The organism is Yoonia sp. 72 (genome assembly GCF_034652275.1).
In the GTDB taxonomy this organism is placed as follows: domain Bacteria; phylum Pseudomonadota; class Alphaproteobacteria; order Rhodobacterales; family Rhodobacteraceae; genus Yoonia.
This window is the reverse complement of the sequence record NZ_JAXIWG010000004.1, coordinates 63428-88951: the sequence shown is the minus strand read 5'-3', so window position 1 is coordinate 88951 and position 25524 is coordinate 63428. Positions and strand designations below refer to the sequence as shown.

The following is a 25524-nucleotide window of genomic DNA, read 5'->3' as shown; positions in this document are numbered from 1 at the left end:
AAGCCTCGGGGCAGTGCGGTAGAACGCCCCACATGCCTTTGCCCGATCACCTGCCCCCTGATGGCTTTGCCGGCGCGCCGCTCCTGCCCGACCACCCCTTTGTCGCGGTGGGCGACGTGCATGGTCGCGCCGATCTGCTGGCCCCCGTCCTTGACCGCGCGGCAGCGGAAGGCCTGCCTGTCGTGCTGGTAGGCGACTACATCGACCATGGCCCCGACAGCGCGGGCGTGCTGCGTCTGCTGCAGGACCACGCGGCGCGGATAGAGCTGATCTGCCTGCGCGGCAATCACGAAGACCTGCTGCTGCGCTTTCTGCGCCGACCGCGCAAGACCGGCCGGACATGGCTGCGCTATGGCGGGCGGGCGACGCTGGAAAGCTACGGCATCACCGACCTGCCCGAGGATATGCCCCCCGCCGGTTTCGCCCCCATACGCGAGGCATTGCTGGCCACGATGGGTGACACCGTGCCTTGGCTGCAATCCCTTCCCTATTGGTGGCAAAGCGGCAATGTCGCTGTCCTGCACGCGGGGGCAGATCCCGCTTTGCCGCTGGCCGATCAGGTGCCCAAGGCGATGGCCTGGGGACATCCCGATTTCGGCGTGGTGCCGCGCCACGACGGGGTCTGGTGCGTACATGGCCACAGCATCGTGCCGCAACTGACCATCCGCGACGGCGTGGTGTCGATCGACACGGGTGCGTGGAAAACCGGCAATTTGACCGCTGTAATCATCGGCGACGGCAGGGTCCGTCCGTTCTAGGCCCCCTTGCGTGCCAGCACCACGCCGATGGTGCGCCACGCAATCCACAGATCCAGCCGGAACGAGGCATGCGCGATGTAATGCAGATCCGCTGCCACCTTGCGCCTGATCCCGTCGATCCCGTCGACATAGCCCACCTCGGTCTGGGCCAGCCCGCTGATACCGGGCCGCACGCTGTGGCGTTCGGCATAGCCCGCGATGTCGCGCAGATAGACACAAGCATGGTCATAACTGTCGGGCCGCGGGCCGATCAGGCTCATCTCGCCGCGCAGGACGTTGATGATCTGGGGCAATTCATCCAGCCGCGACCTGCGCAGGAACCGGCCCAGCACGGTGATCCGGTCTGCCTCCAGCGCATCGAAGGCCCCGCGTTCGCGCCCTTTCGCGCGTCGCATCGTGCGGAACTTGAAGGCTGCAAAACGGCGGCATTGATAGCCCATCCGGTCTTGCCGGTAGATCAGCGGCCCCGCGTTCAGGAAAGGGTTGAGGACCACCAGCACAGCGCCGACCGGCACAAGAACCATCAGCAGGGCCATGGCCACCGCGCGGTCGAATACCCGCTTGGACAAGGGCGGCAAGCCAGCGCGTGACCATGCCGCATCACTGGCAGGCTGACTGTCGGGACCGGCACGAAACACACTAAGATGAGACACATCCGACATAACCACACACCGCCTTTGTCCTGCTGGCATCGGGCGCGCTGCTGCATCCGGCCTGTACCAAGAATGGCGATTCGTGGTTAAGGACTGGTTAAGTCCAACAGGGTGACGCGGGCTTTCATGCCACTTGCCTTTCCGCGCCGCGCGCCGGACAGTCAACGCATGACCGAAACCGCCGCCACACCTGCCCTGCGCCTTCGCATCGTTTTCGGTGCGGCGGGCATGCTTGGCCCTGGCAAGGCCGAGCTTTTGGAACGCATCGACCGCTGCGGGTCCATCGCCGCCGCCGGACGCGAGATGAACATGAGCTACAAGCGCGCCTGGCAGATCATCGGCATGCTGAATACGATGTTCGGCACGCCGCTGGTGGACAGCACGCGCGGCGGCCCGGGTGGTGGTGGTGCGGTTCTGACCGCCACCGGACGACAGGTGCTGCAGCTTTACCGCGCCATTGAAGACAGCGCCGCCAAGGCGGCAGCGCCCCAGATCGCGCAGTTGCAGGCGATGCTGGGGGATATTCCCGACGAAAAATAACGCTTGCCCGATTTGCACAGAAGCTGCGATATGTTTTACAAAACATATCAGTCAGGAGAGACCGATGCCCCCGTCCCTCGCCCGCTTGCCTTTGACTGGTGCCGCAGCGCTGCTGTTGCTCGCAGCACCGCTGCGCGCGACCGCCGAAGATGTCACGGTCTTTGCGGCTGCCAGCCTGACAGGCGCGCTCGACAGCGTGGCAGAGGCGTGGACAGTCGAAACCGGATTGTCCGTCACCACGTCTTATGCAGGGTCATCGGCGCTGGCCAACCAGATCGTGCAAGGCGCGCCTGCAGATATCTTCATCTCGGCCAGCGTGGACTGGATGGACGCGGTCGCGGCCTCGGGCGATCTGCAGGGCGGCACGCGGCGCGATATCTTGGGCAATACGCTGGTGCTGATCGCGCATGGGCAGGATGTGGCCCCCGTACGTATCGACGCCAGCCTCGATCTGGCGGGCATGCTGGGCGAAGGGCGGCTGGCGATGGCGCTGGTCGATGCGGTACCTGCAGGCATCTATGGCAAGGCGGCGCTGACCTCGCTGGGGCTTTGGGACAGTGTGGCACCCTTGGTCGCGCAAACGGATAACCCGCGCATCGCGCTGTCCTTTGTCGCGCTGAACGAGGCCCCGTTCGGCATCGTCTATGCCACCGACGCCGCTGCCGACGACAAAGTCAGCGTCATCGGCACCTTCCCCACAGGCAGCCATGACCCGATCACCTATCCCGCCACGATCACCGCGCAAAGCGACAGCCCCCATGCCGGGGCATTCCTTGACTACCTGTCATCGGACAACGCGCGTACGATCTGGCAGTCCTACGGGTTCAGCGTGCCGGATTGATGGGGGCCGAATGGGCAAACTGGCTGGGTCCGGCGGAATGGCAAGCCGTGCGCCTGTCGGTCCGCGTGGCGTTCTGGGCGACGCTTGCCAGCTTGCCCTTGGGGATATTTGTCGCCTATGCGCTGGCGCGCTGGAATTTCTGGGGCAAACAGCTGCTGAACGGCATCGTGCATCTGCCGCTGATCCTTCCGCCTGTCGTGACAGGTTATCTGCTGCTGATCACCTTTGGCAGACGGGGGCCGGTGGGTGAATTCCTTGAAGCATGGTTCGGCATCGTCCTGTCGTTCCGCTGGACGGGCGCTGCCGTTGCTGCGGCGATCATGGCCTTTCCGCTGATGGTCCGCGCGATCCGGCTCGCGATCGAGGCCGTAGACCCCAAACTCGAAGCCGCCGCCAGCACGCTGGGCGCATCGCGGGCATGGGTCTTTGCCACCGTAACCCTGCCCCTGATCCTGCCCGGCATCATCGCAGGATCGATCCTTGCCTTTGCCAAGGCCATCGGGGAATTCGGGGCGACGATTACTTTCGTGTCCAACATCCCCGGACAGACGCAGACGATCCCCTCCGCGATCTATGCGTTTCTGCAGGTGCCAGGCGGGCAGGAACAAGCGACGCGGCTGGTCATCATCGCCATTGTGATCGCCATGGCGGCATTGCTTTTGTCCGAATACCTCGCACGGCGGGTCGCAAAACGGGTGGCGGGATCATGACGCTGCGGATCAAGGTGCAGCACGGTTTCGCGGGGTTCGACCTCGATGTCGATCTCGACCTGCCGCCCGGTGTCAGCGTCCTTTTCGGCCCCTCGGGGTCCGGCAAGACAACGGTGATCAATGCCGTCGCCGGCCTTTTGCGCCCCGATCAGGGGCAGATCGCGGTCGGTGATCAGGTGCTGACCGACACGGCGACACCCCGTCATATCGCCCCGCACCGCAGGCGCATCGGCTATATCTTTCAGGACGCCCGCCTGTTCCCGCATCTGAGCGTGCGCCAGAACCTTGCCTACGGGCGCTGGTTCGCGCCGCGCGAGGCGCGCGCCGCCAGCATGGACCGCACGGTCGAGATGCTGGGCATCGGCCATCTGCTGACCCGCCGCCCCGCCACGCTGTCGGGGGGCGAAAAGCAACGGGTCGCCATCGGGCGGGCGCTGCTGTCAGCGCCAAGCCTGATCCTTGCCGACGAACCGCTGGCCGCGCTGGACGAGGCGCGCAAGGCCGAAATCCTGCCCTATTTCGAACGCCTGCGCGACGAGGTGGCGGTGCCCATCCTTTACGTCAGCCACGCCTCGGCCGAGGTGGCGCGGCTGGCCACGACCGTAGTTGCCCTGCGCGCGGGCCGCGTGATCGCCTGCGGACCACCCGCGCAAGTGCTGGGCGATGTCGGTGTGGTCGGCGCGCGCGGTGCGGCGTCGCTTTTGACCGCGCAGGTTGTGGCGCATCACGCCGACGGGCTGACGGAACTGGCGACAGCGGCAGGCACCCTCTGGCTGCCGCGCATCGGTGACGCGGCGGGTGCGACGCTGCGGGTGCGGATCATGGCGCAGGATGTGATCCTGTCGCGCGCCCGGCCTGTGGGGCTGTCCGCGCTGAATATCCTGCACGGCACGATCAGTGATCTGCGCCTTGGCGACGGCCCGGGCGCGATGGTCACGCTGGCCGTGGGCGAGGACCGCCTAGCCGCACGCATCACCCGCCGGTCCGCCGAGGCGATGGGGCTGGCCAAAGGGCAGACCTGTCACGCCGTGATCAAGTCGGTCGCCGTGGCGCCGGACGATGTAGGCACCGGCAGCGTGACATCGGCAACATGACCCGACCGGCCCACCCGTGGTGGTCGTTCGGCGTCGGGACCATTGTCGGCACGGCTGGCGGGCTGATCGGCCTTGGCGGCGCAGAGTTCCGTCTGCCCGCGCTTGTGGGCGTCCTGCGTTTTTCCCCGCGCGAGGCGGTTGCCGTCAATCTGGTCGCCAGTTTCATCGTGCTGGCTGCAGCCTTTCCCTTCCGCATGGCTGTCGTACATTTGGATCAGATCGCACCACATCTGCCAGCGGTTCTGGGGATGCTCGGCGGTGCAATGTCGGCGGCATGGGTCGGTGCGGGCTGGTTGCGCAAGGTGTCCGACAAACTGTTGGGTCGGCTGATCCTGATCCTGCTGGTCTTGTTGGGGCTGGTGCTGATCGCTGAGGGGGTGTTCGTGACCCAGCCTGTCCGCCTTGTCAGCGATCATCTGGTTGCGACTGTGAGTATCGCAGCCGCCTGCGGTATCGTGATCGGCCTTGTGTCGTCGCTGCTGGGAGTGGCCGGAGGCGAGTTGATCATCCCCGTGTTCGTCCTGCTGTTTGGCGTTGACATCAAAGTGGCGGGGTCGCTGTCGATGCTGGTCGGGATGCCCACGATTGCCGTCGGGCTGTTACGGCATTTTGGTGCGGGATCGGTGCTGCGCGACCGCGTGGTCTGGCGTGTGACGATCCTGCCTCTGGGGATAGGGTCGGTGCTGGGCGCTGTGCTTGGGGCGCTTGCGCTCGGCTATGTGCCGTCGCAGACGCTCAAGCTTGGGCTAGGGATCATCCTGATCTGGTCGGCTTGGGGCGTGTTCCGGCACCTTCCCCAAAATCGATAGGCAAGGACGCCGGGACCGCGACCCGACAGCACCCGGACAGCGGCAAAGGCTCAGAGCACGCCGAACAGATAAAGCAGGATGATGACAGGAATCGGCAGGCCGATGAACCACAAAAGAATTCCGCGCATTGTTGTACCTCTCGTGAATGTCGCAATCTCGACATCAAACGCGGCATCTGCGGTCTGGTTCCGTGGCACCGGGCAGGCAATGCGCTTTCAGCCCACCATCCCGCGATTGAACCGTTGTTCGAGCAGCTTGAAGCCTAGCGCCAGCAGGCCTGCGATCACCATATAGATCACCGCCAGCAGCAAGAGCGGTTCATAGATGATGAACGTGTCCTGCCGCACGCGGCTGGACACCGCATAAATCTCGATCACGGTGATTGTCGCGACAAGCGGCGTCGCCTTCAGTTGCAGCACGGTTTCGCCGCCCAAGGTCGGGAGCGCCCGCTGCAGGGCCTGCGGGAACCAAATGCGCCGGAAGATCGCAAAACGGCCCATGCCCATGGACCGCGCAGCCTCTAGCTGGCCACCGGCGACGGATTTGAACGCGCCGCGCATCACCTCGCCCTCGTAACCCGCGAAACTGAGCGACAGGGCTAACAATGCATAGGGCCATGCCTGCCGCAGATAGGGCCAAAGCTCGCTTTCCCTGATCCAGGGGAATTGCGGAAACAGGCTGCCGACGCCGAAATAGATCAGCCACAACTGCAACAGCAGCGGCGTGCCACGGATCACCGTGCAGAACGCGCGCGCGGGTGCTGCCAGAAACCGCGGCCCCGCCGCCTGCGCCAGACCCAAAGGCACCGCTAGCATGAACCCGATCAGGCAACTGAGGCCCAGCAGCCACAATGTCCGCCAGATACCCCGCAATGCCAGATCATAGTAACGCGGAATCCAGTCCCAGCGCATTGAAAGCGCCGCCCAGACCACAAGGCCCAGCGCCACCGCGACCATGACGATCCGGTGCGGCACGAACACCTCTTCTGCAATCCGTTGCCGGTTCATTGCCGCACCTGCCCGCGCCGGTATCGCGCCTCGATCCAGCCGAAGATGCGGCCCGACAGCAGCGTCATCATCAGATAGAGCGCCCCCGCCGCGAGAAAGAATGTGAAATAGGCGCGGGTTGATCCTGCCGCCTGCCGCGTCTCCAGCGTCAGTTCGGAAAAGCCCACGATGGCCAGAAGCGCTGTATCCTTGGTCGCGATCAACCACAGGTTCGACAGGCCCGGCAGCGCCAAAGGCAGCATCGCAGGAATGGTGATGCGCCGGAATGTCTGGACCGCGCCCATGCCATAGGCGCGCGCGGCCTCGTGCTGGCCGCGCGGCACGGACTGGATCGCGCCGCGCAGGACCTCGGTCGCATAGGCGCCCTGCACGATGCCTAGCACTGCGATGCCAGCGACGACGCCAGAAATCTCGACGGGTCGCCGCCCCATGGCTTGCAGTGCTTGATTGAGCAGGTCCGTGCCCGCGTAATAGAGGATCAGGATCAGGATCAGCTCCGGCACCGCCCGCACGACGACCGTATAGACCGACAGCAGATCGCGCGTCACAGGCCCGCCGTGCAGCTTGCCCAGTGCGCCGAACGTGCCGATCAGCAGGCCCAGCGCGAAAGCCCCAAGTGCGATCTGCAGGCTTGCCCATGCGCCGCGCAAAAGATTACCCCCCCAGCCCGGCGGCTGGAGGGACAAAAGACCGACCGATGTTTCCAGCCCCGGCCAGAGGGCATATAGCCAGTCCAACACCCGGTGCGCCGGGCTTAGTTGCCGTAGATCGAGGTGGCGAAGTAACGCGCCGTGATCTCGTCATAGGTGCCATCGGCGATGATCGCGGCGATGCCTGCGTTGATCGCCTCTCGCAGCGCATCATCGCCTTTGCGGATACCCGCGCCAACGCCGGACCCAAGGATCGCTTCGTCCATGGCAACAGCACCTTTCACTTCACAACAGGCACCGGCATCGCTGGCAAGGAAATCATCCATCGCCAGACTGTCGGCCTGTGTCGCGTCGATCCGGCCTGCGGCCAGATCCTGGTTCGCCTCGTCCTGTGTCTGGTAGGTGCGCAATTCAGTGGCCCCTTCGAAATAGGTCTGCGCATAGGTCTGGTGGATGGTCGAGACCTGCACGCCGAGCACGCGGCCTGCCAGCCCTTCGGGCGTCGCGTCCATTTCGGTGTCACGCTGGCCCACGATCACGGTTGGCGTGTTGTAGTAGGGGTCGGAAAAATCGATCGTCTGCAGACGGTCTGCCGTAATCGACATCGAGGCCATGATCGCATCGATCCGGTTCGACAGCAGCGCGGGAATAATCCCGTCCCAAGCGGTAGGCGTCAGCACGCAATCAAGCGCGGCTGCCGTACAGACGGCGTCGATGATCTCGACCTCCCAGCCGACCCAGTTGCCCGCCGCATCGGGCGAGGCGAACGGCGGATAGGGTTCAGCCGCGATACCGATGCGGACCTCTTGGGCCTGCGCCAGACCGGCGACAGCGATCAGGGCGGTGGTCGCGAGAAGGGTCAGTGTCTTCATGATGTCTTTCTCCTTGTTGAACATAAGAGCGCTTTTGCGCTTCTTGCACTTTTGATCATCCCGCAGCACCCGCATCGGCGCGGCGTTGTCCAACGCTGCGGCACGCCAAAGTGCATCGCAACATTTTTGTGATTGTATCTGGCCAAAATGGCAGCAATTATTCAAGTGTATAATTTCAGCAGAAGATGGACGATATGCGCTTTGGTGCCGAAGACCGATCAAAACCCCTTGCAGCCGTCATTATGCGCGCGCCCGGCCCCGCTATGGCCAAGGCCCGCCCGCAGGACTGGCATTATGGCGCAGGGTTCGACCCTGCCCGTGCGGAAATCCAGCATGCGGAACTGGCGCGGATCGTGACCGCCAGCGGGTCAGAGGTGCATTGGATGCCATCCGCCGATGACGGGTTGTCGGATGCGGTGTTCGTGCAGGACCCGTCATTCGTGACCCGCCACGGTGCCGTGATCCTGAACATGGGCAAGGCCTTGCGCCGTGGCGAACCGGACATGCATGCCACGTTCTACGACAGCCTCGGCGTGCCGGTGATCGGTCGTCTGACCGGTGATGCAACAGTCGAATCGGGCGATTGTTTCTGGCTTGATCCGCAGACTTTGGCCGTGGGGCGCGGTGTGCGCACCAATCAGGCAGGGATCGACGCGCTATCCAACATCCTGCGCCCTTACGCCATTACCGTGCAGGCCTATGACCTGCCCTATTGGACCGGCCCCGCCGCCTGCCTGCATCTGATGTCGCTGGTCTCGCCACTCGGCCCCGATATCGCGTTGATTCATGCCCCTTTGCTGCCCTATGCGCTGTGGTCGGAGATGCGCGCGCGCGGCTGGACCCTGCTGCACGCGCCCGAGGATGAATTCATGGCCTCGAACGGGCTGAGCCTGAACGTGCTGGCCCTGCGCCCCCGCGATGTGGTGATGGTCGACGGGTTCCCACAGACCCGCGCCCTGATGGAAAACGCAGGCTGCACCGTTCAGGTGTTCGATGGCGACGCGCTGTGCATCGCTTGCGAAGGTGGCCCCACCTGCCTGACCCGTCCGGTCCTGCGCGCATGACCCCCCGTCGCACCTTCAAGCGCGAAGGCGAGGAGGCGCGCCGTGCTGCGCTGATCGACGCCACGCTGGATTGCATCGCCGAAGGCGGCCCCCAGGCGGCAACCGTGCGCGCGATTGCGATCAAGGCGGGTGTCACACCCGGCCTTATCAAGCACTATTTCGACACCAAGGAAGACCTTGTCGCCGCCGCCCACGAAACCCTGATGACACGCATGACCGAGGCGAGTGCCGCCGCCCTTGACGACCTGCCCGCCGACCCTTTGGCACGGCTGGCGGGGTTCATAACAAATGCGGTCACGCCGCCTGTCGTCGATTCCCGCGCCATGGCGCTGTGGGCGGCTTCCATGCAACTGGTGCCCCGCGATACCGCGATGCGCGACGTGCACGAGGCGACCTATCTCGCGTTCCGCGACCGGCTGGAGGGGATGATCGCTGACGCCCTGCGCACGGCGGGCAAACCCCATGACAGGGCCACGACACGCGCCCTTGCCATCGCGGGCAATGCGCTGCTCGACGGGCTCTGGATCGAGGCGTCCGTCCTGCCCGACCAATTCGCCCAAGGCGAAATGCGCACCATTGCGATCCGCGCCTTTGCGCGGCTGCTTGATCTGAAACTGCCGGAGTAAATGATGCAATATGCAGATGTCACCACCCGCCTTGCCGGGCTGGGGTCGGATAAATGGGTGCTGAGCGCCGCCGCCAATGCGCGCATCCGCGCAGGCGACGCGATCATCAACCTGACCATCGGCGAACCCGATGTGCCGACGCCTGACACGCTGATCCAAAGCGCCATTGCCGCAATGGGCGCGGGGCGCACCGGCTATTCCAACGGTCGCGGCGAGCCCGCGCTGCTGGCGGCGCTGTCGGGCAAGTATAGTGCCCTGACGGGCCGCAATATCGGCACCGACCGTTTTCTTTGCCTGCCCGGCACGCAGACATCGCTGTATCTGGTGCTCACAGCACTTTGCGATCCGGGCTGCGAGGTGATCCTCGGCGATCCGATGTATGCGACCTATGAGGGGTTGATCCGTGCCTCCGGTGCCGTGCCGGTCCCTGTCAGCCTCGACCCCGCCAATGCCTTCCGCCTGCAAGCGGCGGATGTGGCGGCGGCGATCACGCCTGCGACGCGCGTTATCATGCTCAACACGCCGCATAACCCCACGGGCGCGATCTTGCGGCCTGCCGATCTGGACGCGATCTGCGCGCTGGCAGCGGAACATGACCTCTGGGTCGTCTCGGACGAGGTTTACGGCAACCTGACCCATGACGGTGCGGTCTTTACCTCGGCACTCGCCAATCCCGCCTATGAGGAGCGTGTGGTCGTCACCGCCTCGATCTCGAAATCGCATGCCGCTCCGGGGTTCCGGTCAGGATGGGTCTGCGGGCCTGCCGCATTCTGCACCCGCGCCCTGCCCTTGTCGGAAACCATGCTGTTCGGATCACAGCCTTTCATCGCCGACATGACGGCAGAGGCCGTGGCGGGCACGCCCGATCTTGCCACCGCGATGGCCGCCCGCATGGCGCGGCGCGCGGGCATCATCCACGCCGCCCTTGACGGTGTGGCGGACCTGCATGTCCACAAGCCCGAGGCGGGGATGTTCGCCCTTCTCGACATCCGCGCGCTGAGCCGCGATTCCAAAGCCTTTGCGCTGGCGCTGCTGGAGGCCGAGGCCGTCGCCGTCATGCCCGGCGCGTCCTTTGGCAAAGCCTTTGAGGGTTGGCTGCGGCTGGCGCTCAACGCGAGCGACGACGCCACGCGCGAGGCTTGCATCCGCATCAAACGCTTTGCCGAAAGTTGGCCACGATGACCACAGTCGCACAAAGCCTGGTGCGCTGGTTGCAGCACATGGGAACCGAGGTGATCTTCGGCATCCCCGGCGTGCATACGATCGAGCTTTACCGCGCCTTGCCCGACGCGGGCATCCGCCATGTCACCCCGCGCCACGAAGCGGGGGCGGGCTTCATGGCCGACGGCTATGCGCGGGTGTCGGGGCGGTTCGGCGTGGCGCTGGTGATTACCGGACCGGGGCTGACGAATATCCTGACGCCGATGGCGCAGGCGCGCGCGGATTCTGTGCCGATGCTGGTGATTTCCGGCGTGAACCGGCGGGACAGTCTGGGCAAAGGGCTGGGGCATTTGCATGAACTGCCCGACCAGTTGGCGCTGACCAAAACACTGGGGCCTGCCTTTCATTTGGACCAACCCGACGATCTGCCCGCGATCCTTGACCAGATCGCTGTCGCCTTGACCACGGGGCGCGGCGGGCCGGTGCATTTGCAAATCCCGCTCGACCTGATGGCGGCAGAGGCGCCCGATACGCCAAGCCGCATCGCCGACCAAGCCCTCGACGCCCTGCCGGATGTTAGCGCCGCGAATACCTTGTTGGCACAGGCGCAACGCCCTGTCATTGTCGCCGGTGGCGGCTGCCGTCGCGCGGGTGCGGCGCTGCAAGCGCTGGCAGACCGCCTTGGCGCGCCGGTGATCCTGACCACCAATGCGCGCGGGCTGATGCATGGCCATCCGCTGGTCGTGCCTGCCTCCCCCAGCCTTGCGCCAGTGCGCGACCTGATCGCCTCGGCAGATCAGCTGCTGGTGCTGGGGTCCGAAATCGGGCCGACCGATTGGGACATGTATGACGATGGCGGCCTGCCGGACCTTACCCAGATGATCCGCGTCGATATCGATGCCGCGCAACTGGGACGCCACCCCGCCGCCGTCGTGCTGCAAGGCGATCTGGCCGCGATCCTGCCGCAGCTGCAAGGTGCGACCAGCGCAGATGGTGCGGACCGCGCAGCCCGAGCGCGCGAGGCGGCCTTTGCCGCCCTGCCCGCAGGCTATGCCGCCGAGATCGCCGTGCTGGATCGCCTCTGCGACACCTGCCCTGACGCCATCATGGTCGGCGATTCCACACAAGTGATCTACGCAGGCAACCTCTATTACGACCACGACCGGCCCTGCGGCTGGTTCAATGCGGCGACAGGCTACGGCGCGCTTGGCTATGCGCCGGGGGCGGCGGTGGGCGCGGCGCTGGCAGCCCCTGACGCACGCATCCTGTGCCTGATCGGCGATGGCGGGCTGATGTTCAGCCCCGGTGAATTGCTGACAGCAGTCGAAGAAAACCTCGACATCACCTTCATCGTCTTCAACAACGCAGGGTACGGCGAAATCGCCAGCGCGATGAAAGCCGCAGGTGCGCAGGTGCTGGGCTGCACCCCGCGCCCGCCGGACTTCGCGGACATCGCACGCGCCTGCGGCCTGCCGTTTACGTGCACAACGCCCGATGCAATTGACGCCACCACCCCCGGCCCGCGCCTGATCGAAGTCACCCTTCCCCCCGTCACGACGACCTGATCCGGCTGGGCGGCACACCGAACCGCCGCCGGAAGGCCCGCGAAAAGCTGGTGGGATCGACGAACCCGCAGCGCAGCGCAATATCGCGCAGATCGTGGCGCGTATCCGTCACCATCCGCCGCGCCATCTGCAACCGCAGGTCCAGATAGGCCGCCCCCGGCCCCTGCCCCAAGGTCTCGCGGAACAATTGCTCCATCCGGCGCAGGCCCAGCCCCTGCGCGCGCGCAATCGTCTCCAGCGGCAGCGGGTCCTCCAGATGCGCAGTCATCAGCGCCAGCGCCCCCGCCAGCCGCGCATCGCGGGCGACAGGCAACAGGCCGGGGCGCTGCGGGCGGCTGCCATCGGCTTGCGGCTCGTATTGGAACGATGCGGCCACCTGCCCCGCCAGCCCTGCGCCACAGCGCGCGCCGATCAGATGCAGCATCAGATCAGCGGCAGGGGCGGCACCGCCTGCGGTGAAGCGATTGCGCGAGATGACAAAACGGTCCGGCACCACGTCCACTGCGCGATGGGCGCTGGCGAAATCCTCCAGATCCTCCCAATGCACGGTCGCGCGGTGGCCATCCAACAGCCCTGCCCGCGCCAGCACCCAAGGTCCGGCATCCACCGCCCCCACCGCGCGGAACCGCCCCGCGATCCGGCGCAGACCCGCGATCAGGGGGCGCGTCGCGACCTCGGACTGGTTGTAGCCTGCCACGACGATCAGCGCATCGGCACCCTCTGCCGCCGCAAGTGGCCCAATCGCAGGCAAGGCAATCCCGCAGGTCAGCGGCACATCCGCGCCCGAAGGCGACACCACCCGCCAGCGGAACCTGTCCTGCCCCAGATGCCGGTTCGCGTTGCGCAAAGGGTCCAGCACCGACGCAACCTCCAGGATCGAGGCGCGCGGCAGCACCAGCACCGCGATGTCGAGCGGCTGGTCGGACGCCGCAAAGATGGTTTCGGATATCGCCATAAGTCTTTCGTAAATCGCCAAGCCACCCCGCGCAACCCTGCTAGCCTCAAGGCCAAGGAGGACCCATATGCCATTGTCCATGAACCGCGAGGTTTTCATCACCTGTGCCGTCACCGGATCGGGCGGCACGCAGGATATGTCACCGCATGTCCCCCGCTCACCCGCACAGATCGCCGACTCGGCAATCGACGCGGCCAAGGCGGGGGCGGCTATCGTGCATTGCCACGTCCGCGACCCCGAAACCGGCAAACCGTCGCGCGACCCCGCGCTTTACCGCGAAGTGACCGAGCGTATCCGCGATGCGGACACCGATGTGATCCTGAACCTGACCGCCGGCATGGGCGGCGATCTGATGTTCGACGGCACCGAATCCATGCACCGCATGTCGCAGAAATCCGACATGGCGGGCGCTGCGGAACGGGTGCAGCATGTCCTCGACTGCCGCCCCGAAATATGCACGCTCGACTGTGGCACGATGAATTTCGCCGAGGCCGATTACGTCATGGTGAACACCCCCGGCATGTTGCGCGATATGGCGACGCGGATGGTGGCCTCCGGCGTGCGGATCGAGATCGAGGCGTTCGATACCGGCCATCTGTGGTTTGCCAAACAACTGGTGGCCGAGGGCATCATCCCTGACCCCGTGCTGGTGCAACTCTGCATGGGCGTGCCATGGGGCGCACCCGATGATCTGAACACCTTTCTGGCGATGGTGAACAACGTGCCAGCCCATTGGCACTGGTCGGCCTTTGCGTTGGGGCGCAATGAAATGCCCTATGTCGCGGCCTCCGTGCTGGCAGGCGGCAATGTGCGGGTCGGACTGGAAGATAACCTCTACCTGTCCAAAGGCGTGCTGGCCACGAACGCGCAACTGGTCGAGAAAGCGGCAACCATCATTGAAAACATGGGCGCGCGGGTGATCGGGCCGGATGCCGTCCGCGACCGCCTGCACCTGACGAAACGGGCTCCGCTATGAAGGCCGCGATCATCGGCGGCGGCGTGATCGGCGGCGGTTGGGCCGCGCGGTTTCTGCTCAACGGCTGGGATGTCGCGGTCTTTGACCCCGACCCTGACGCACCCCGCAAGATCGCAGCCGTGCTGGACAACGCCAAACTGTCGCTGCCTGCCCTGTCCGATGTGCCGCTGCCCGCGATGGGGCAGCTCAGCTTTGCCGCGAGCTTGGCCGAGGCCGTGACGGGAGCGGATTACATTCAGGAATCCGTCTCCGAACGGCTCGACCTGAAACACCGCGTCTATGCCGAAATCCAGCGCGCCGCGCCGGATACCCCCCTTGGCTCCTCCACCTCCGGCTACAAGCCGTCGCAATTGCAGGAAGGGGCGATCAACCCCGCAACGATCTTTGTCGCCCACCCGTTCAACCCCGTCTATTTGCTGCCTTTGGCCGAGGTTGTGCCCAGCCCCGCCAGCGACCCTGCCCTGATCGAAGGCGTCAAGGATACCCTGCGCAGCATCGGCATGTTCCCCCTGCATGTGCGCAAGGAAATCGACGCCCATATCGCCGACCGCTTTCTTGAAGCGGTCTGGCGCGAGGCGCTCTGGCTCGTCAAAGACGGCATCGCAACGACCGAGGAAATCGACGAGGCGATCCGCATGGGCTTTGGCCTGCGCTGGGGCCAGATGGGCCTGTTCGAAACCTACCGGATCGCGGGCGGCGAAGCGGGGATGAAGCATTTTCTGGAACAGTTCGGCCCTTGCCTGACATGGCCATGGACCAAACTGATGGATGTGCCGGAATTCAACGACGAACTGGTCGACCTGATCGCAGGCCAGTCCGATATGCAATCCGGCCACCACACGATCCGCGAGCTGGAACGCATCCGCGACAGCAATCTGGTGGGTTTCCTGCGGGTGCTCAAAGACCGCGACTGGGGCGCGGGCCGCGTGCTGAAAGCGCATGACGCGGGGCGGCGCGACAGGGTGCAGACGCTGGACGCCGATGCCCCGCTGGTGCGCTTGCAGGTGCTGCCCAGCTGGATCGATTACAACGGGCATATGACCGAAAGCCGCTATCTCTTTGCGGCGTCCGAAACATCGGACACGCTGCTCCGGCTGATCGGGGCGGATATGGATTATGTCGCAGGCGGGCACAGCTATTACACCGCCGAGACGCATATCCGCCATCTGGGCGAGGCAAAACTGGGCGACCATCTGACCGGATCGGTGCAGGTGCTGGCCGCGGATGACAAGCGGCTGCACATCTTCATGACAATCGCCAAGGATGGGCAGGCCGTGGCGACGCTGGAACAGATGCTGCTGCATGTCGACATGGCCGCAGGCAAAACCTGCCCTGCCGCCCCCGCCGTGCTGGAGCGATTGTTCGCGATCCGTGACGCCCATGCGCGCCTGCCGCGCCCCGCTGGTGCGGGCCGCCATATCGGACAAAGGAAAAGCTGATGCATTTCGGCATGACCGATGAACAACGGATGATCGTGGACACGACCCGCGCTTTTGTCGAGGCAGAGCTTTACCCGCATGAAGCGCTGGTCGAACGCACGGGCCATCTGCCGATGGAGCTGGTCCGCGAGATCCAGACAAAGGCGATGGCCGCAGGTCTCTATGCCGCCAATATGCCCGAAGAGGTGGGCGGCGCGGGTCTCGATACCCTGTCATGGCTGCTTTACGAGCGCGAGCTGGGTCGCGCGAATTACGCGCTGCACTGGACCTGCGTGGCGCGGCCCTCGAACATCCTGCTGGCGGGGACAGAGGCGCAAAGGCAGAAATACCTCTATCCCTGCCTGCGCGGCGAGACATGGGATTGTCTGGCGATGACAGAACCGGGGGCCGGGTCCGACCTGCGCGGCATGAAAGCCAGTGCGCGGCAGGACGGGGATGACTGGCTGCTGAACGGGACCAAGCATTTCATCAGCCATGCCGATATCGCTGGCTTCACTATTGCCTTCATGGCGACCGGCGAAGAAGAAACGCCGCGCGGCACAAAGAAAAAAATCACTGCCTTCTTCGTGGACAAAGGCACGCCGGGGTTCACGGTGCGCAACGGTTATCGCAACGTCAGCCATCGCGGCTATTCCAACGCCATTCTGGACTTCGACGATTGCCGCGTGCCCGCCGAAAACATCCTTGGCGAAGTGCACAAAGGCTTCGAGGTCGCCAATGACTGGCTGGGAGCCACGCGATTGCAAGTCGCGGCCACTTGTCTGGGGCGTGCCGACCGCGCGCTGGACCTTGCGGTGCGCTATGCGGCGGAACGGCGCCAGTTCGGCCAGCAGATCGGCAAGTTCCAGGGCGTGAGCTTCAAGCTTGCCGATATGGCGATGGAGCTGAAGGCCGCCGAATTGCTGACATGGGAGGCAGGCTGGAAGTTCGATCAAGGCAGCGTCACCGAAGCCGATATGGCCATGGCCAAGCTGAAGGCCAGTGAAGTGCTGGCGATGGTCGCAGATGAAGCGATCCAGATACACGGTGGCATGGGGTTGATGGACGACCTGCCACTGGAACGGATCTGGCGCGATGCGCGGGTCGAGAGGATCTGGGAAGGCACCAGCGAAATCCAGCGGCACATCATCAGCCGCCAACTTTTGCGCCCGCATGAGGGCTAGCAGGGGGCTGTCTGCCCCCTCGGCGCTGCGCGCCTCACCCCCGAGGATATTTGGGAACAAATGAAACGATATGTTAACCAATCCATGGCAATGTGACCCCGCGGTACAGGGGGGGACCCCGATGACCGCAACAGGTGAAGTTTCCCTGTCCTGCTCATACAGGACAGGGCGACACCTGCCTTTCATTTGTTCAAAAATATCCTGGGGGTCCGGGGGCAAGGCCCCCGGCTGCCTGCACCGCAGGCAGGTGCGGCCATGACTGATCTGGCGCGCCTGCTACGACCGCGCAGCATCGCTGTCCTTGGCGCTGGCTGGGCGGCCAACGTCATTGAACAGTGTCAGCGCATGGGGTTCGATGGTCCCGTCTGGCCGGTGCATCCGACGCGCGACCAAATCGCGGGGGTACGTTGCTTTCCGACGTTGGCCGATCTGCCTGCCGCACCGGATGCCACCTTCATCGGCGTCAACCGCCATGCCACGATCGACGTCGTGGGCGAGTTGGCGGGCATGGGCGCGGGCGGGGCGATCTGTTTCGCCTCGGGCTGGCGCGAAACCGGCGACGGGGACTTGCAGGACCGGCTGGTCGCGCAAGCAGGGGCGATGCCGATCCTCGGGCCGAATTGTTATGGCGTCATCAACTACCTCGACGGGGCGCTTCTCTGGCCGGACCAGCACGGCGGACGGCGAGTGGAACGTGGTGTGGCCCTGCTCAGCCAGTCATCCAACATCGTCATCAACCTGACCATGCAGGCGCGCGGCCTGCCTGTCGCCTATGTCGCTTGTCTGGGAAATGCCGCACAGGTGGGGCTGGCGCAGCTGGCATCCGCCTTGCTGGCGGATGAGCGTGTCACCGCCATTGGGCTATACATCGAAGGGCTCGGCGATGCCGCAGCCTTCGCCGCCGTGGCCGAGGCCGCGCGGGCGGCGGGCAAAGGCATTGTCGCGATCAAATCGGGCAAGACGGTAGCCGCACAAACCGCTGCTGCCTCGCATACTGCGTCGCTGGCAGGGGGCGGTGCGGCATCCTCGGCCTTTCTGCGCCAGATCGGTGTGGCAGAGGTGAATACGCCGGCGGAACTGCTCGAGACACTCAAGATCCTGCATCTGCACGGGCCGGGCTTGGGCAAACGGCTATGCGCGGTCGCCTGTTCGGGGGGCGAGGCGGGGTTGATCGCGGATCTGGCTGCGCCCTTCGGGCTGGACTTTCCGCCACCCGGCCCGGCGCAGGCAGACCGGCTTGCCGCCACGCTTGGCCCGCTCGTGACGATTGCCAATCCGCTCGATTACCAGACCTTCATCTGGGGTGACGGGCCGCGCACGACGGATGTTTTCAGCACCATGCTGGCAGGCTATGACGCGGGGCTGTTCATCATCGACCCGCCGCGCCCTGACCGCTGCGATCCGTCCAGTTTCGCGCCCGCGCTGGAGGCCATCGTGGCGGCGTCGCAGGCCACGGGCAAACCTGCTTTTCCCGTCGCCTCTTTGCCTGAAAACTTCGACGAGGATCGCGCCATCGCGCTGATGGACCAAGGCATCGCCCCGCTGATGGGGCTGGAGACGGCGCTGGCGGCAATGCGCGCGGCGCAGGTCACGGCAGGCGCCACAGGCTGGCGCAACTGGCCCCCCATCCAGCGGACCGGCCTGCCGGCCCTGCTGGACGAGGCGGCGGCCAAGGCTGTGCTGGCGGCAGCAGGAATTGCTGCGCCACGCGGCGTGACTGCACCTACGATCCCCGCCTTGACCGCTGCAGCCAAAGATTTGATGCCGCCTCTTGTTCTCAAAGGACTTGGCTTCGCCCATAAGACCGAGGCAGGGGCCGTGCGTCTGCATCTTGCCACGCTTGACGGGCAGGCCGCGATGCCGGGGGCCACGGGGTATCTGGCCGAGGAAATGGTGACGGGGGCCATCGCCGAACTCTTGCTTGGGGTGCGCCGTGATCCGGTTTATGGCGCAACGCTGACGCTGGGTTTCGGCGGGGTGGCGGCGGAATTGCTGGGCGATACCGTCACGCTGGTCCTGCCCGTGACAGCAGAGGACATCGCGGACGGATTGCGCCGCCTCACACTCTGGCCGCTGCTGGACGGGTATCGCGGCAGACCACGCGCTGATGTCGGTGCGGTGATCCGCACGGCACTGGCCTTGCAGGACATGCTGGCAACCGACAGGATGCTGGAGGAAATCGAAATCAATCCGCTGATGGTTGGGGCAGATTTTGCTTTGGCCGCGGATGCCGTGATCTGGAAGGACACCCCATGATGCAGATGCGCAGCGATGGCCCGGTCCACACCCGCCGCGAGGGTGCGGTTCTCGAAGTCACGCTTGGCCGGCCCAAGGCAAATGCGATCGATCTGGCCACCAGCCGGATCATGGGCGAGGTGTTCCGCGATTTCCGCGACGACGACAGCCTGCGGGTTGCGATCCTGCGGGCGGCGGGCGACAAATTCTTTTGCCCCGGCTGGGATTTGAAAGCGGCTGCCGATGGTGACGCGGTCGATGCCGATTACGGCGTCGGCGGTTTCGGCGGTTTGCAGGAACTGCCGCACATGAACAAGCCCGTCATCGCCGCCGTGAACGGCATCTGCTGCGGGGGCGGGCTGGAACTGGCGCTGAGCTGCGATCTGATCCTTGCCTCGGACAACGCCACCTTTGCGCTGCCCGAAATCCGGTCGGGCACGGTGGCGGATGCGGCCTCGATCAAGCTGCCCAAGCGGATTCCCTATCATGTCGCGATGGACCTGCTGCTAACCGGGCGCTGGTTTGACGCAGAGGAGGCCCGGCATTGGGGGCTTTTGCGCGAGATCACGACGCCCGCCGATCTGCTGCCCAAGGCATGGGACCTCGCCCGCCTGCTGGAAAGTGGCCCGCCGCTTGTCTATGCCGCGATCAAGGAAATCGTGCGCGAGGCCGAGGCTATGCGGTTTCAGGATGCGCTGAACCGGGTGACGAAACGGCAATTCGCGACGGTAGACCGCCTTTACGCTAGCGACGACCAGAAAGAGGGCGCGCGGGCCTTCGCCGAAAAACGCGATCCGGTCTGGAAAGGCCGCTAGACCCGCGGCCGCTGCGCCAGCAACTTTGTGAGGGCGGCTTAGCGACCACTGGCTATCCGCAACGGAAGGCAACAGACCCTGCGCCTTCCGTCGCAAGAGGTCAGGCGGCTTTGCCTTCTGCCTTGGCGTTCACGACCGACTTGGCGAGCGTGGTCAGCTTCTCATCGGTGGCGATTTCTTCCTGCAGGGTCTCGTCAAGCAGGCTTTCGGCCTCGGTCAGGCCCAATTCGCGCGCCCAGGTCTTGAGCGTGCCATAACGGGCGATCTCGTAGTGCTCGACGGCTTGGGCTGCGGCCAGCAGACCGGCATCGAGCGCTGGGCTGTCCTTGAAGTCGCTCATGATTTCCTGCGCTTCGGCGATGATGCCCTCGATCGCATCGCAAGTCTTGCCGCGCGGCTGTTTGCCGATCGCCTCGAACACGCCTGTCAAACGGTCGTATTGCGCCTGCGATTCCTGTTCGTGCTGCTCGAAAGCAGCCTTCAGGTCCGCGTTGTTTGCCGCGCGCGCCATCTTGCGCAAAGCGGTGCAAATCTTGCGTTCTGCATAGTAGATATCCTTGAGTGTTTCGTGAAACAACGTGTCAAGCGTGTGGTTGGCCATTGTGCCTCTCCTTGTGTTGAGCCCGCCATCAACAGGGCGCGGATGGCTTTGTTCCCGGATCCGAACAATCAGGACACAAGGAACAATGGCCGGTACGACGGGTTGAATCCCCCTGACATGGAGGACAAAAGAATGATCACCGCACCCCGCTTGACCCTGACCCTATTGAGCCTGACGCTGGCACCCCCTCTTGCCGCGCAATCGCCTGTCACCGCCTGCGAAAGCCAACAAAGCCTTGAACAGGCGCTGACCAGCGACGGCGAGATCATGCCGGACGATTGCCGCGCGATCAGCGTCGCGCGCCTGTCAAGCGACGGGCAAGAGCTGTGCCTGCTCGATCTTTCAAGCGGGGACGCATCCTTGATCGGCAGCCTGCGGGACGCGGCAGCACCTGATCAATGGTGGATGCTGTGTGCCGACCTGACGGCTAGCGCGCGTGGACAGTGACAGAGGCCGTATTCTTCGATGGCTGGACCGGTCCGCTGCGCATCATCGTGGCGGGGACGGTCGCCTATGCCGGGCTGATCGTCCTGCTGCGGGCCACCGGCAAGCGCACGTTGAGCAAGATGAACGCGTTCGACCTGATCGTCACCGTGGCCTTGGGCTCGACCCTCGCGACGGTGTTGCTGGATGACGCACTGCCACTCGCTGACGGGCTGACCGCGCTCGCGCTGCTGATTTTGCTACAATATGTGATCACCTGGGCGTCCGTGCGGTCCGGAAAAGTGCGCAGCTTCGTGAAGAGCGAACCAACGCTGTTGGTCCGCGACGGCCACCGCCTTCCCGTCGCGATGCGCCGCGCGCGTGTGACCGTGGACGAGGTCGATGCCGCCCTGCGCCAGCACGGCATCGCAGAGATATCAAAGGCGCGTATGGTGGTTCTGGAAACCGACGGATCACTCAGCGTCGTGACATGACGCGTCAAGCAATGGCGATCCCACGAGGACTCGAACCCCGAACCTGCTGATTAGAAGTCAGCTGCTCTATCCAGTTGAGCTATGAGACCGTCAGACTGCGGTATCGCGCGACAAAGGGGCTTTTGGCAAGCCGGAAACGGCGTCAGTGGGTCCAGGCGCCGCGCCGGTTCGTGGCGAAATTTTCACCGTAGCCGCCGGGGCGGATGTTGGGTTTGCGCGATTTGGGCTCTTGCACGATGGCGTCGATTGCGTGTTCGCGGGCGTAATCCAGCGCCGCTTCCTTGCTGTCGAAATAGAGCTTCACTTGCGCCTGTGTGTCGGCGGACGATGTCCAGCCCATCAGCGGGTCGATGCTGCGCGGGGCTTCGGCCACATGTTCCAGCACCCATTGCCGCGTTTTCGCGGTGCCCGAGGACATGGCGGTTCTGGCTGGCTTGTAGATTCGTGCGCGCATCTTTGGCCCTTTCGTCATTGCATGTCATATGCGCAAAAGGCGGGGATTTCGCAAGCCCCGCCAGTGTCGCATCAGGCCCATTCGCCCTTGCGCATGACGGGGATCACCTCGCCGGTCTTGGTGATCCCGTCGATATCCACAGCATCTGACCCCATCATCCAGTCAACGTGGATCAGGCTCTGGTTGCCGCCTTTTTGCTGGAGCTCCTCGGGGGAGTACTCCGACCCGCCCTGGATCGTATCGGCATAGCACTGGCCCAGCGCGATGTGACAGGACGCGTTTTCATCGAACAGCGTGTTGTAGAACAGCGTACCCGACTGGCTGATCGGGCTGGAATGCGGTACAAGGGCTACCTCTCCGATGCGGCAGGCACCGTCGTCAGTGTTTAGCAGCGCCTTCAGCACCGCTTCGCCTTTGGTCGCTGTCGCCTCGACGATGCGGCCTGCCTCGAAGCGGACCTTGATGTTCTCGATCACATTGCCCTGATGCGCGAGCGGCTTGGTGGCCGAAACCACGCCGTCGACCTTGTAGGCATGGGGACAGGTGAACACCTCCTCAGTGGGGATATTGGGCTGGCAGACCACCCCGTTCAGCGCGGGCGATGCCCCGCCTTTCCAGATATGCCCGTCGGCCAGACCCAGCATCAGGTCGGTGCCGGGGCCGGTGTATTTCAGCGCGGCGAAATCGTGGTCGTTCAGCCATTTGACGCGCTTTTTCAATTCTTGCGTATGCGCGGCCCAGTTCGCCACCGGATCGTCGCCGTCAAGCCGCGAGGCTTTGTAGATCGCATCCATCAGCTTGCCCTGCGCCTCTTCCACCGGCAGATCGGGGAACACGCGCGCGGCCCAGCCGGCGCCGGGGAAAGCGACGATGTTCCAGTTTACCTCGAACCCGACGATGGGTGCCATCGCGGGTTTCGCGGCGATGGACGTGGCCTTGGACAGACGCGCGACCTTCGCGGGGTCTTGGTCGGCCAGCAGCATCGGGTCATCGCCCGTGATCGCCATGCGCGCGGCACCGCCTTTATAGGCGGCGGCCAAACCTTCGTAGAACCAGCCGGGCGCGCGGTCGAAACTGGCGTCGTCCGCGTTTTCATACCGCGCGAGCGTGATCGCCTCATCCGTGAAGAACGGCATCACGATCCCTGCGCCCGCTTTGTACGCATGCACGGTAATTGCACGGACCAGCTCGATCGCCGACAAGGGCGCGGTAATCACCAGATCCTGCCCTTTCTGCAGGTTCACGCCGGTGCGCACGGCGACTTCGGCCAAGCGGTCGAGTTTCACGGGATCAATCATGGTCATACCTCTTTCGTTTGCGCGGACCTTAGGCCAGCCGCCGCCCTTGATCCAGTGAGCAAAGACAACAACTATAGGTCAACCAAAGGAATCCCCGCCATGGCCTATGCCCAGACCGACAAATCCCCCGCCCCCGCGTTCCTTGCCAATCCGGCACCGGATGTGCGCACGCGCGACAAGATGGAAGGCGGCAAGCGCTTTGTGCTGAAAACCGACTTTGAACCGGCAGGCGACCAGCCCACGGCGATTGCCGAACTCAGCGCCGGTATTCTGGCAGGCGAGCGCGATCAGGTGCTGTTGGGGGCGACAGGAACCGGCAAGACATTCACCATGGCCAAGATGATCGAGGCGACCCAGCGCCCCGCCATCATCCTTGCACCCAACAAGACACTCGCGGCGCAATTATACGGCGAATTCAAAGGGTTCTTCCCCGACAATGCCGTCGAATACTTTGTTAGCTATTATGATTACTATCAGCCGGAGGCTTACGTCGCGCGGTCCGATACTTTCATCGAAAAGGAAAGCCAGATCAACGAACAGATCGACCGGATGCGCCATTCGGCGACCCGTGCGCTCTTGGAACGCGATGATGTGATCATCGTGGCCTCGGTATCCTGCATCTATGGTATCGGGTCGGTCGAAACCTATGGCGCGATGACGCAGGATATCCATGCGGGCCAGAGCTATGACCAGCGGCAGATCATCGCCGATCTGATCGCGCAAGCCTACCGGCGCAACGATCAGGCGTTCCAGCGCGGCACGTTCCGTGTGCGCGGCGACAGTCTCGAAATCTGGCCTGCGCATTTGGACGACCGTGCGTGGAAACTGTCGTTCTTTGGCGAAGAGCTGGAAAACATCACCGAATTCGATCCGCTGACCGGCACCAAGACCGGCACATTCGACAAGGTGCGCATCTACGCCAATTCGCATTACGTCACGCCGAAACCCACGATGCAGCAGGCCATTATCGGCATCAAGAAAGAGCTGCGGATGCGGCTCGACCAACTGGTCGCCGAAGGCAAACTGCTCGAGGCGCAGCGGCTGGAACAGCGCACCAGTTTCGATCTTGAAATGCTCGAGGCGACGGGTGTCTGCAACGGGATCGAAAACTATTCGCGCTATCTGACAGGCCGCGCGCCGGGTGAACCCCCGCCGACCCTGTTCGAATTCATCCCCGACAATGCCATCGTCTTCGCTGATGAAAGCCATGTGAGCGTGCCGCAGATCGGCGGCATGTACAAAGGCGACTACCGGCGCAAATTCACTCTGGCCGAACACGGGTTCCGCCTGCCGTCCTGCATGGACAACCGCCCCTTGAAGTTCGAGGAATGGGACGCGATGCGCCCGCAATCGGTCTTCGTCTCGGCGACCCCCGCGGCGTGGGAGCTGGAACAGACGGGCGGCGTGTTCACCGAACAGATCATCCGCCCCACGGGTCTGATCGACCCGCAGATTGAAATTCGCCCGGTTGAGACACAGGTCGACGATCTGCTGGACGAAGTGCGCAAGGTCGCCGCTGCAGGCTATCGCACGCTGGTCACGACCCTGACGAAACGCATGTCCGAGGACCTGACCGAATACATGCACGAACAGGGCATCCGCGTGCGCTATATGCATTCCGACATCGACACGATCGAACGGATCGAGATTCTGCGTGATCTGCGCCTTGGCGCCTTTGACGTGCTGATCGGGATCAACCTTTTGCGCGAAGGCTTGGACATTCCTGAATGCGGGCTTGTCGCCATTCTGGACGCGGACAAGGAAGGCTTCCTGCGGTCTGAAACATCGCTGGTGCAAACGATTGGTCGCGCGGCGCGTAACGCCGAAGGCCGCGTCATCATGTATGCCGACCGCATCACCGGCAGCATGGAACGCGCGATGGGCGAAACCGAACGCCGCCGGACCAAGCAATTGGCCTATAACGAAAAGCACGGCATCACGCCGACCACCGTGAAAAAGAATGTCGAGGATATTCTGGCGGGCCTCTACAAAGGCGACGTGGACATGAACCGCGTCACCGCCAAGATCGACAAAGGTCGCGCGGGCGGCAATATCCAGACCGTGATCGAAGGCATCCGCACCGATATGCGCAAGGCCGCCGAGAACCTCGAATTCGAGGAAGCGGCACGGTTGCGGGATGAGCTCAAACGTCTGGAAGCTGTGGAACTGGCCATCGCCGACGACCCGCTGGCGCGCCAGCAGGCGGTGGACAAGGCCGTCGACGACGCCTCGCGCGCGTCAGGGCGCAGCACGGGTGGCCGTGGCGGGATGCGGGGCGGCAAAAGCAGGTATGGAGGGCGCAAGTAAGTGATGGTCCTTGC

The 25524-nt window shown here is 64.3% G+C and carries 27 protein-coding genes and 1 tRNA gene; 18 read left to right on the top strand and 10 right to left on the bottom strand.

The window, feature by feature from the left end; genetic code table 11:
• Positions 1-32 precede the first annotated feature (32 nt).
• Positions 33-758: a metallophosphoesterase gene (locus tag VCK47_RS15515; RefSeq protein WP_322891591.1), complete on the top strand. Its 726-nt coding sequence runs from the start codon at positions 33-35 to the stop codon at positions 756-758.
• On the opposite strand, the gene VCK47_RS15510 is transcribed toward VCK47_RS15515, so the two are convergent.
• The gene (locus tag VCK47_RS15510) at positions 755-1420 is read right to left on the bottom strand and encodes a sugar transferase (protein ID WP_322891592.1); all 666 of its coding nucleotides are present in this window, start codon (positions 1418-1420) and stop codon (positions 755-757) included. The two genes, VCK47_RS15515 and VCK47_RS15510, sit on opposite strands and share 4 nt — an antisense overlap.
• Positions 1421-1579: 159 nt before the next feature.
• Between VCK47_RS15510 and VCK47_RS15505 the strand changes: the two genes are divergently transcribed.
• The 5 genes from VCK47_RS15505 to VCK47_RS15485 all read left to right on the top strand — a co-directional run bounded on the left by VCK47_RS15505 (position 1580) and on the right by VCK47_RS15485 (position 5405).
• The gene (locus VCK47_RS15505; RefSeq protein WP_322891593.1) at positions 1580-1951 is read left to right on the top strand and encodes a winged helix-turn-helix domain-containing protein; all 372 of its coding nucleotides are present in this window, start codon (positions 1580-1582) and stop codon (positions 1949-1951) included.
• 64 nt (positions 1952-2015) lie between these two features.
• On the top strand, positions 2016-2792 hold the full coding sequence (gene modA, locus VCK47_RS15500) for a molybdate ABC transporter substrate-binding protein (protein WP_322891594.1): 777 nt from the start codon (positions 2016-2018) through the stop codon (positions 2790-2792).
• Positions 2792-3502 (top strand): molybdate ABC transporter permease subunit, encoded by a 711-nt coding sequence (modB, locus tag VCK47_RS15495; protein ID WP_322891595.1) that lies wholly within the window; start codon positions 2792-2794, stop codon positions 3500-3502. Before modA ends, modB begins: the two co-directional genes overlap by 1 nt.
• Entirely contained in the window at positions 3499-4596 is a 1098-nt protein-coding gene (modC, locus tag VCK47_RS15490; protein WP_322891596.1) for a molybdenum ABC transporter ATP-binding protein, read from the top strand. Before modB ends, modC begins: the two co-directional genes overlap by 4 nt.
• Positions 4593-5405, top strand: a complete 813-nt coding sequence (locus VCK47_RS15485; protein WP_322891597.1) for a sulfite exporter TauE/SafE family protein — start codon at positions 4593-4595, stop codon at positions 5403-5405. The genes modC and VCK47_RS15485 overlap by 4 nt, the downstream gene beginning before the upstream one ends.
• Before the next feature lie 50 nt (positions 5406-5455).
• Here the strand turns inward: VCK47_RS15485 and VCK47_RS15480 are convergent, their stop codons facing one another.
• Genes VCK47_RS15480 through VCK47_RS15465 form a run of 4 tightly spaced genes read right to left on the bottom strand, consistent with a single transcriptional unit; the run spans position 5456 to position 7934 of the window.
• Complete coding sequence (locus tag VCK47_RS15480; protein ID WP_322891598.1) at positions 5456-5602, bottom strand: hypothetical protein; 147 nt, start codon at positions 5600-5602, stop codon at positions 5456-5458.
• Positions 5603-5620: 18 nt separating this feature from the next.
• The gene (locus VCK47_RS15475) at positions 5621-6412 is read right to left on the bottom strand and encodes an ABC transporter permease (protein ID WP_322891599.1); all 792 of its coding nucleotides are present in this window, start codon (positions 6410-6412) and stop codon (positions 5621-5623) included.
• Complete coding sequence (locus VCK47_RS15470) at positions 6409-7152, bottom strand: ABC transporter permease (RefSeq protein ID WP_322891600.1); 744 nt, start codon at positions 7150-7152, stop codon at positions 6409-6411. The genes VCK47_RS15475 and VCK47_RS15470 overlap by 4 nt, the downstream gene beginning before the upstream one ends.
• A gap of 14 nt (positions 7153-7166) precedes the next feature.
• On the bottom strand, positions 7167-7934 hold the full coding sequence (locus VCK47_RS15465; RefSeq protein WP_322891601.1) for a transporter substrate-binding domain-containing protein: 768 nt from the start codon (positions 7932-7934) through the stop codon (positions 7167-7169).
• A gap of 194 nt (positions 7935-8128) precedes the next feature.
• On the opposite strand from VCK47_RS15465, the gene VCK47_RS15460 reads away from it, so the two are divergent.
• The 4 genes from VCK47_RS15460 to VCK47_RS15445 are packed head-to-tail and all read left to right on the top strand — an operon-like array spanning position 8129 to position 12350.
• Positions 8129-8998 carry a dimethylarginine dimethylaminohydrolase family protein gene (locus tag VCK47_RS15460; protein WP_322891602.1) on the top strand — a complete coding sequence of 290 codons (870 nt, stop codon included), beginning with the start codon at positions 8129-8131 and terminating at the stop codon, positions 8996-8998.
• Positions 8995-9624 carry a TetR/AcrR family transcriptional regulator gene (locus tag VCK47_RS15455; RefSeq protein ID WP_322891603.1) on the top strand — a complete coding sequence of 210 codons (630 nt, stop codon included), beginning with the start codon at positions 8995-8997 and terminating at the stop codon, positions 9622-9624. Before VCK47_RS15460 ends, VCK47_RS15455 begins: the two co-directional genes overlap by 4 nt.
• Before the next feature lie 3 nt (positions 9625-9627).
• Entirely contained in the window at positions 9628-10806 is a 1179-nt protein-coding gene (locus tag VCK47_RS15450; protein WP_322891604.1) for a pyridoxal phosphate-dependent aminotransferase, read from the top strand.
• Positions 10803-12350, top strand: a complete 1548-nt coding sequence (locus tag VCK47_RS15445) for a 5-guanidino-2-oxopentanoate decarboxylase (RefSeq protein ID WP_322891605.1) — start codon at positions 10803-10805, stop codon at positions 12348-12350. Before VCK47_RS15450 ends, VCK47_RS15445 begins: the two co-directional genes overlap by 4 nt.
• Here VCK47_RS15445 and VCK47_RS15440 read toward each other — a convergent pair.
• Complete coding sequence (locus tag VCK47_RS15440) at positions 12337-13305, bottom strand: GlxA family transcriptional regulator (protein ID WP_322891606.1); 969 nt, start codon at positions 13303-13305, stop codon at positions 12337-12339. The two genes, VCK47_RS15445 and VCK47_RS15440, sit on opposite strands and share 14 nt — an antisense overlap.
• Positions 13306-13372: 67 nt before the next feature.
• Between VCK47_RS15440 and VCK47_RS15435 the strand changes: the two genes are divergently transcribed.
• The 5 genes from VCK47_RS15435 to VCK47_RS15415 all read left to right on the top strand — a co-directional run bounded on the left by VCK47_RS15435 (position 13373) and on the right by VCK47_RS15415 (position 19933).
• The gene (locus tag VCK47_RS15435) at positions 13373-14281 is read left to right on the top strand and encodes a 3-keto-5-aminohexanoate cleavage protein (protein ID WP_322891607.1); all 909 of its coding nucleotides are present in this window, start codon (positions 13373-13375) and stop codon (positions 14279-14281) included.
• A complete protein-coding gene (locus VCK47_RS15430; RefSeq protein ID WP_322891608.1) occupies positions 14278-15720 on the top strand; it encodes a carnitine 3-dehydrogenase in 1443 nt (480 codons plus the stop codon). The genes VCK47_RS15435 and VCK47_RS15430 overlap by 4 nt, the downstream gene beginning before the upstream one ends.
• Positions 15720-16883 carry an acyl-CoA dehydrogenase family protein gene (locus VCK47_RS15425; protein ID WP_322891609.1) on the top strand — a complete coding sequence of 388 codons (1164 nt, stop codon included), beginning with the start codon at positions 15720-15722 and terminating at the stop codon, positions 16881-16883. The genes VCK47_RS15430 and VCK47_RS15425 overlap by 1 nt, the downstream gene beginning before the upstream one ends.
• Before the next feature lie 255 nt (positions 16884-17138).
• Positions 17139-19139 (top strand): acetate--CoA ligase family protein, encoded by a 2001-nt coding sequence (locus tag VCK47_RS15420; RefSeq protein WP_322891610.1) that lies wholly within the window; start codon positions 17139-17141, stop codon positions 19137-19139.
• Complete coding sequence (locus VCK47_RS15415; protein WP_322891611.1) at positions 19136-19933, top strand: carnitinyl-CoA dehydratase; 798 nt, start codon at positions 19136-19138, stop codon at positions 19931-19933. The genes VCK47_RS15420 and VCK47_RS15415 overlap by 4 nt, the downstream gene beginning before the upstream one ends.
• 100 nt (positions 19934-20033) lie before the next feature.
• On the opposite strand, the gene VCK47_RS15410 is transcribed toward VCK47_RS15415, so the two are convergent.
• The gene (locus VCK47_RS15410) at positions 20034-20534 is read right to left on the bottom strand and encodes a ferritin-like domain-containing protein (protein ID WP_322891612.1); all 501 of its coding nucleotides are present in this window, start codon (positions 20532-20534) and stop codon (positions 20034-20036) included.
• Positions 20535-20666: 132 nt separating this feature from the next.
• Here VCK47_RS15410 and VCK47_RS15405 point away from each other — a divergent pair, with 132 nt between their 5' ends.
• Positions 20667-20981, top strand: coding sequence for a hypothetical protein (locus VCK47_RS15405; protein ID WP_322891613.1), 315 nt, complete (start codon positions 20667-20669; stop codon positions 20979-20981).
• Positions 20978-21451, top strand: coding sequence for a DUF421 domain-containing protein (locus VCK47_RS15400; RefSeq protein ID WP_322891614.1), 474 nt, complete (start codon positions 20978-20980; stop codon positions 21449-21451). The genes VCK47_RS15405 and VCK47_RS15400 overlap by 4 nt, the downstream gene beginning before the upstream one ends.
• Before the next feature lie 12 nt (positions 21452-21463).
• Here the strand turns inward: VCK47_RS15400 and VCK47_RS15395 are convergent.
• From VCK47_RS15395 to VCK47_RS15385, 3 genes are all read right to left on the bottom strand, one after another.
• Positions 21464-21540: transfer RNA gene (locus VCK47_RS15395), tRNA-Arg, on the bottom strand.
• 53 nt (positions 21541-21593) lie between these two features.
• The gene (locus tag VCK47_RS15390; protein WP_322891615.1) at positions 21594-21905 is read right to left on the bottom strand and encodes an ETC complex I subunit; all 312 of its coding nucleotides are present in this window, start codon (positions 21903-21905) and stop codon (positions 21594-21596) included.
• A 71-nt stretch (positions 21906-21976) separates the two neighbouring features.
• The gene (locus VCK47_RS15385; RefSeq protein ID WP_322891616.1) at positions 21977-23209 is read right to left on the bottom strand and encodes an aminopeptidase; all 1233 of its coding nucleotides are present in this window, start codon (positions 23207-23209) and stop codon (positions 21977-21979) included.
• Between the two features lie 93 nt (positions 23210-23302).
• Here VCK47_RS15385 and uvrB point away from each other — a divergent pair, with 93 nt between their 5' ends.
• A complete protein-coding gene (uvrB, locus tag VCK47_RS15380) occupies positions 23303-25510 on the top strand; it encodes an excinuclease ABC subunit UvrB (protein ID WP_322891617.1) in 2208 nt (735 codons plus the stop codon).
• Positions 25511-25524: the final 14 nt, after the last annotated feature.

Excerpts from the sequence above, each read along its gene's own strand:
- uvrB (WP_322891617.1), top strand. The coding sequence starts at position 23,303 with ATGGCCTATGCCCAGACCGACAAATCCCCCGCCCCCGCGTTCCTTGCC.
- VCK47_RS15385 (WP_322891616.1), bottom strand. The coding sequence starts at position 23,209 with ATGACCATGATTGATCCCGTGAAACTCGACCGCTTGGCCGAAGTCGCC.
- modB (WP_322891595.1), top strand. The coding sequence starts at position 2,792 with ATGGGGGCCGAATGGGCAAACTGGCTGGGTCCGGCGGAATGGCAAGCC.
- VCK47_RS15425 (WP_322891609.1), top strand. The coding sequence starts at position 15,720 with ATGCATTTCGGCATGACCGATGAACAACGGATGATCGTGGACACGACC.
- modC (WP_322891596.1), top strand. The coding sequence starts at position 3,499 with ATGACGCTGCGGATCAAGGTGCAGCACGGTTTCGCGGGGTTCGACCTC.
- VCK47_RS15515 (WP_322891591.1), top strand. The coding sequence starts at position 33 with ATGCCTTTGCCCGATCACCTGCCCCCTGATGGCTTTGCCGGCGCGCCG.
- VCK47_RS15390 (WP_322891615.1), bottom strand. The coding sequence starts at position 21,905 with ATGCGCGCACGAATCTACAAGCCAGCCAGAACCGCCATGTCCTCGGGC.
- VCK47_RS15420 (WP_322891610.1), top strand. The coding sequence starts at position 17,139 with ATGACTGATCTGGCGCGCCTGCTACGACCGCGCAGCATCGCTGTCCTT.
- VCK47_RS15510 (WP_322891592.1), bottom strand. The coding sequence starts at position 1,420 with ATGTCGGATGTGTCTCATCTTAGTGTGTTTCGTGCCGGTCCCGACAGT.
- VCK47_RS15465 (WP_322891601.1), bottom strand. The coding sequence starts at position 7,934 with ATGAAGACACTGACCCTTCTCGCGACCACCGCCCTGATCGCTGTCGCC.
- VCK47_RS15460 (WP_322891602.1), top strand. The coding sequence starts at position 8,129 with ATGCGCTTTGGTGCCGAAGACCGATCAAAACCCCTTGCAGCCGTCATT.
- modA (WP_322891594.1), top strand. The coding sequence starts at position 2,016 with ATGCCCCCGTCCCTCGCCCGCTTGCCTTTGACTGGTGCCGCAGCGCTG.
- VCK47_RS15430 (WP_322891608.1), top strand. The coding sequence starts at position 14,278 with ATGAAGGCCGCGATCATCGGCGGCGGCGTGATCGGCGGCGGTTGGGCC.
- VCK47_RS15440 (WP_322891606.1), bottom strand. The coding sequence starts at position 13,305 with ATGGCGATATCCGAAACCATCTTTGCGGCGTCCGACCAGCCGCTCGAC.
- VCK47_RS15455 (WP_322891603.1), top strand. The coding sequence starts at position 8,995 with ATGACCCCCCGTCGCACCTTCAAGCGCGAAGGCGAGGAGGCGCGCCGT.
- VCK47_RS15410 (WP_322891612.1), bottom strand. The coding sequence starts at position 20,534 with ATGGCCAACCACACGCTTGACACGTTGTTTCACGAAACACTCAAGGAT.
- VCK47_RS15435 (WP_322891607.1), top strand. The coding sequence starts at position 13,373 with ATGCCATTGTCCATGAACCGCGAGGTTTTCATCACCTGTGCCGTCACC.
- VCK47_RS15450 (WP_322891604.1), top strand. The coding sequence starts at position 9,628 with ATGCAATATGCAGATGTCACCACCCGCCTTGCCGGGCTGGGGTCGGAT.
- VCK47_RS15505 (WP_322891593.1), top strand. The coding sequence starts at position 1,580 with ATGACCGAAACCGCCGCCACACCTGCCCTGCGCCTTCGCATCGTTTTC.
- VCK47_RS15485 (WP_322891597.1), top strand. The coding sequence starts at position 4,593 with ATGACCCGACCGGCCCACCCGTGGTGGTCGTTCGGCGTCGGGACCATT.
- VCK47_RS15405 (WP_322891613.1), top strand. The coding sequence starts at position 20,667 with ATGATCACCGCACCCCGCTTGACCCTGACCCTATTGAGCCTGACGCTG.
- VCK47_RS15475 (WP_322891599.1), bottom strand. The coding sequence starts at position 6,412 with ATGAACCGGCAACGGATTGCAGAAGAGGTGTTCGTGCCGCACCGGATC.
- VCK47_RS15415 (WP_322891611.1), top strand. The coding sequence starts at position 19,136 with ATGATGCAGATGCGCAGCGATGGCCCGGTCCACACCCGCCGCGAGGGT.
- VCK47_RS15445 (WP_322891605.1), top strand. The coding sequence starts at position 10,803 with ATGACCACAGTCGCACAAAGCCTGGTGCGCTGGTTGCAGCACATGGGA.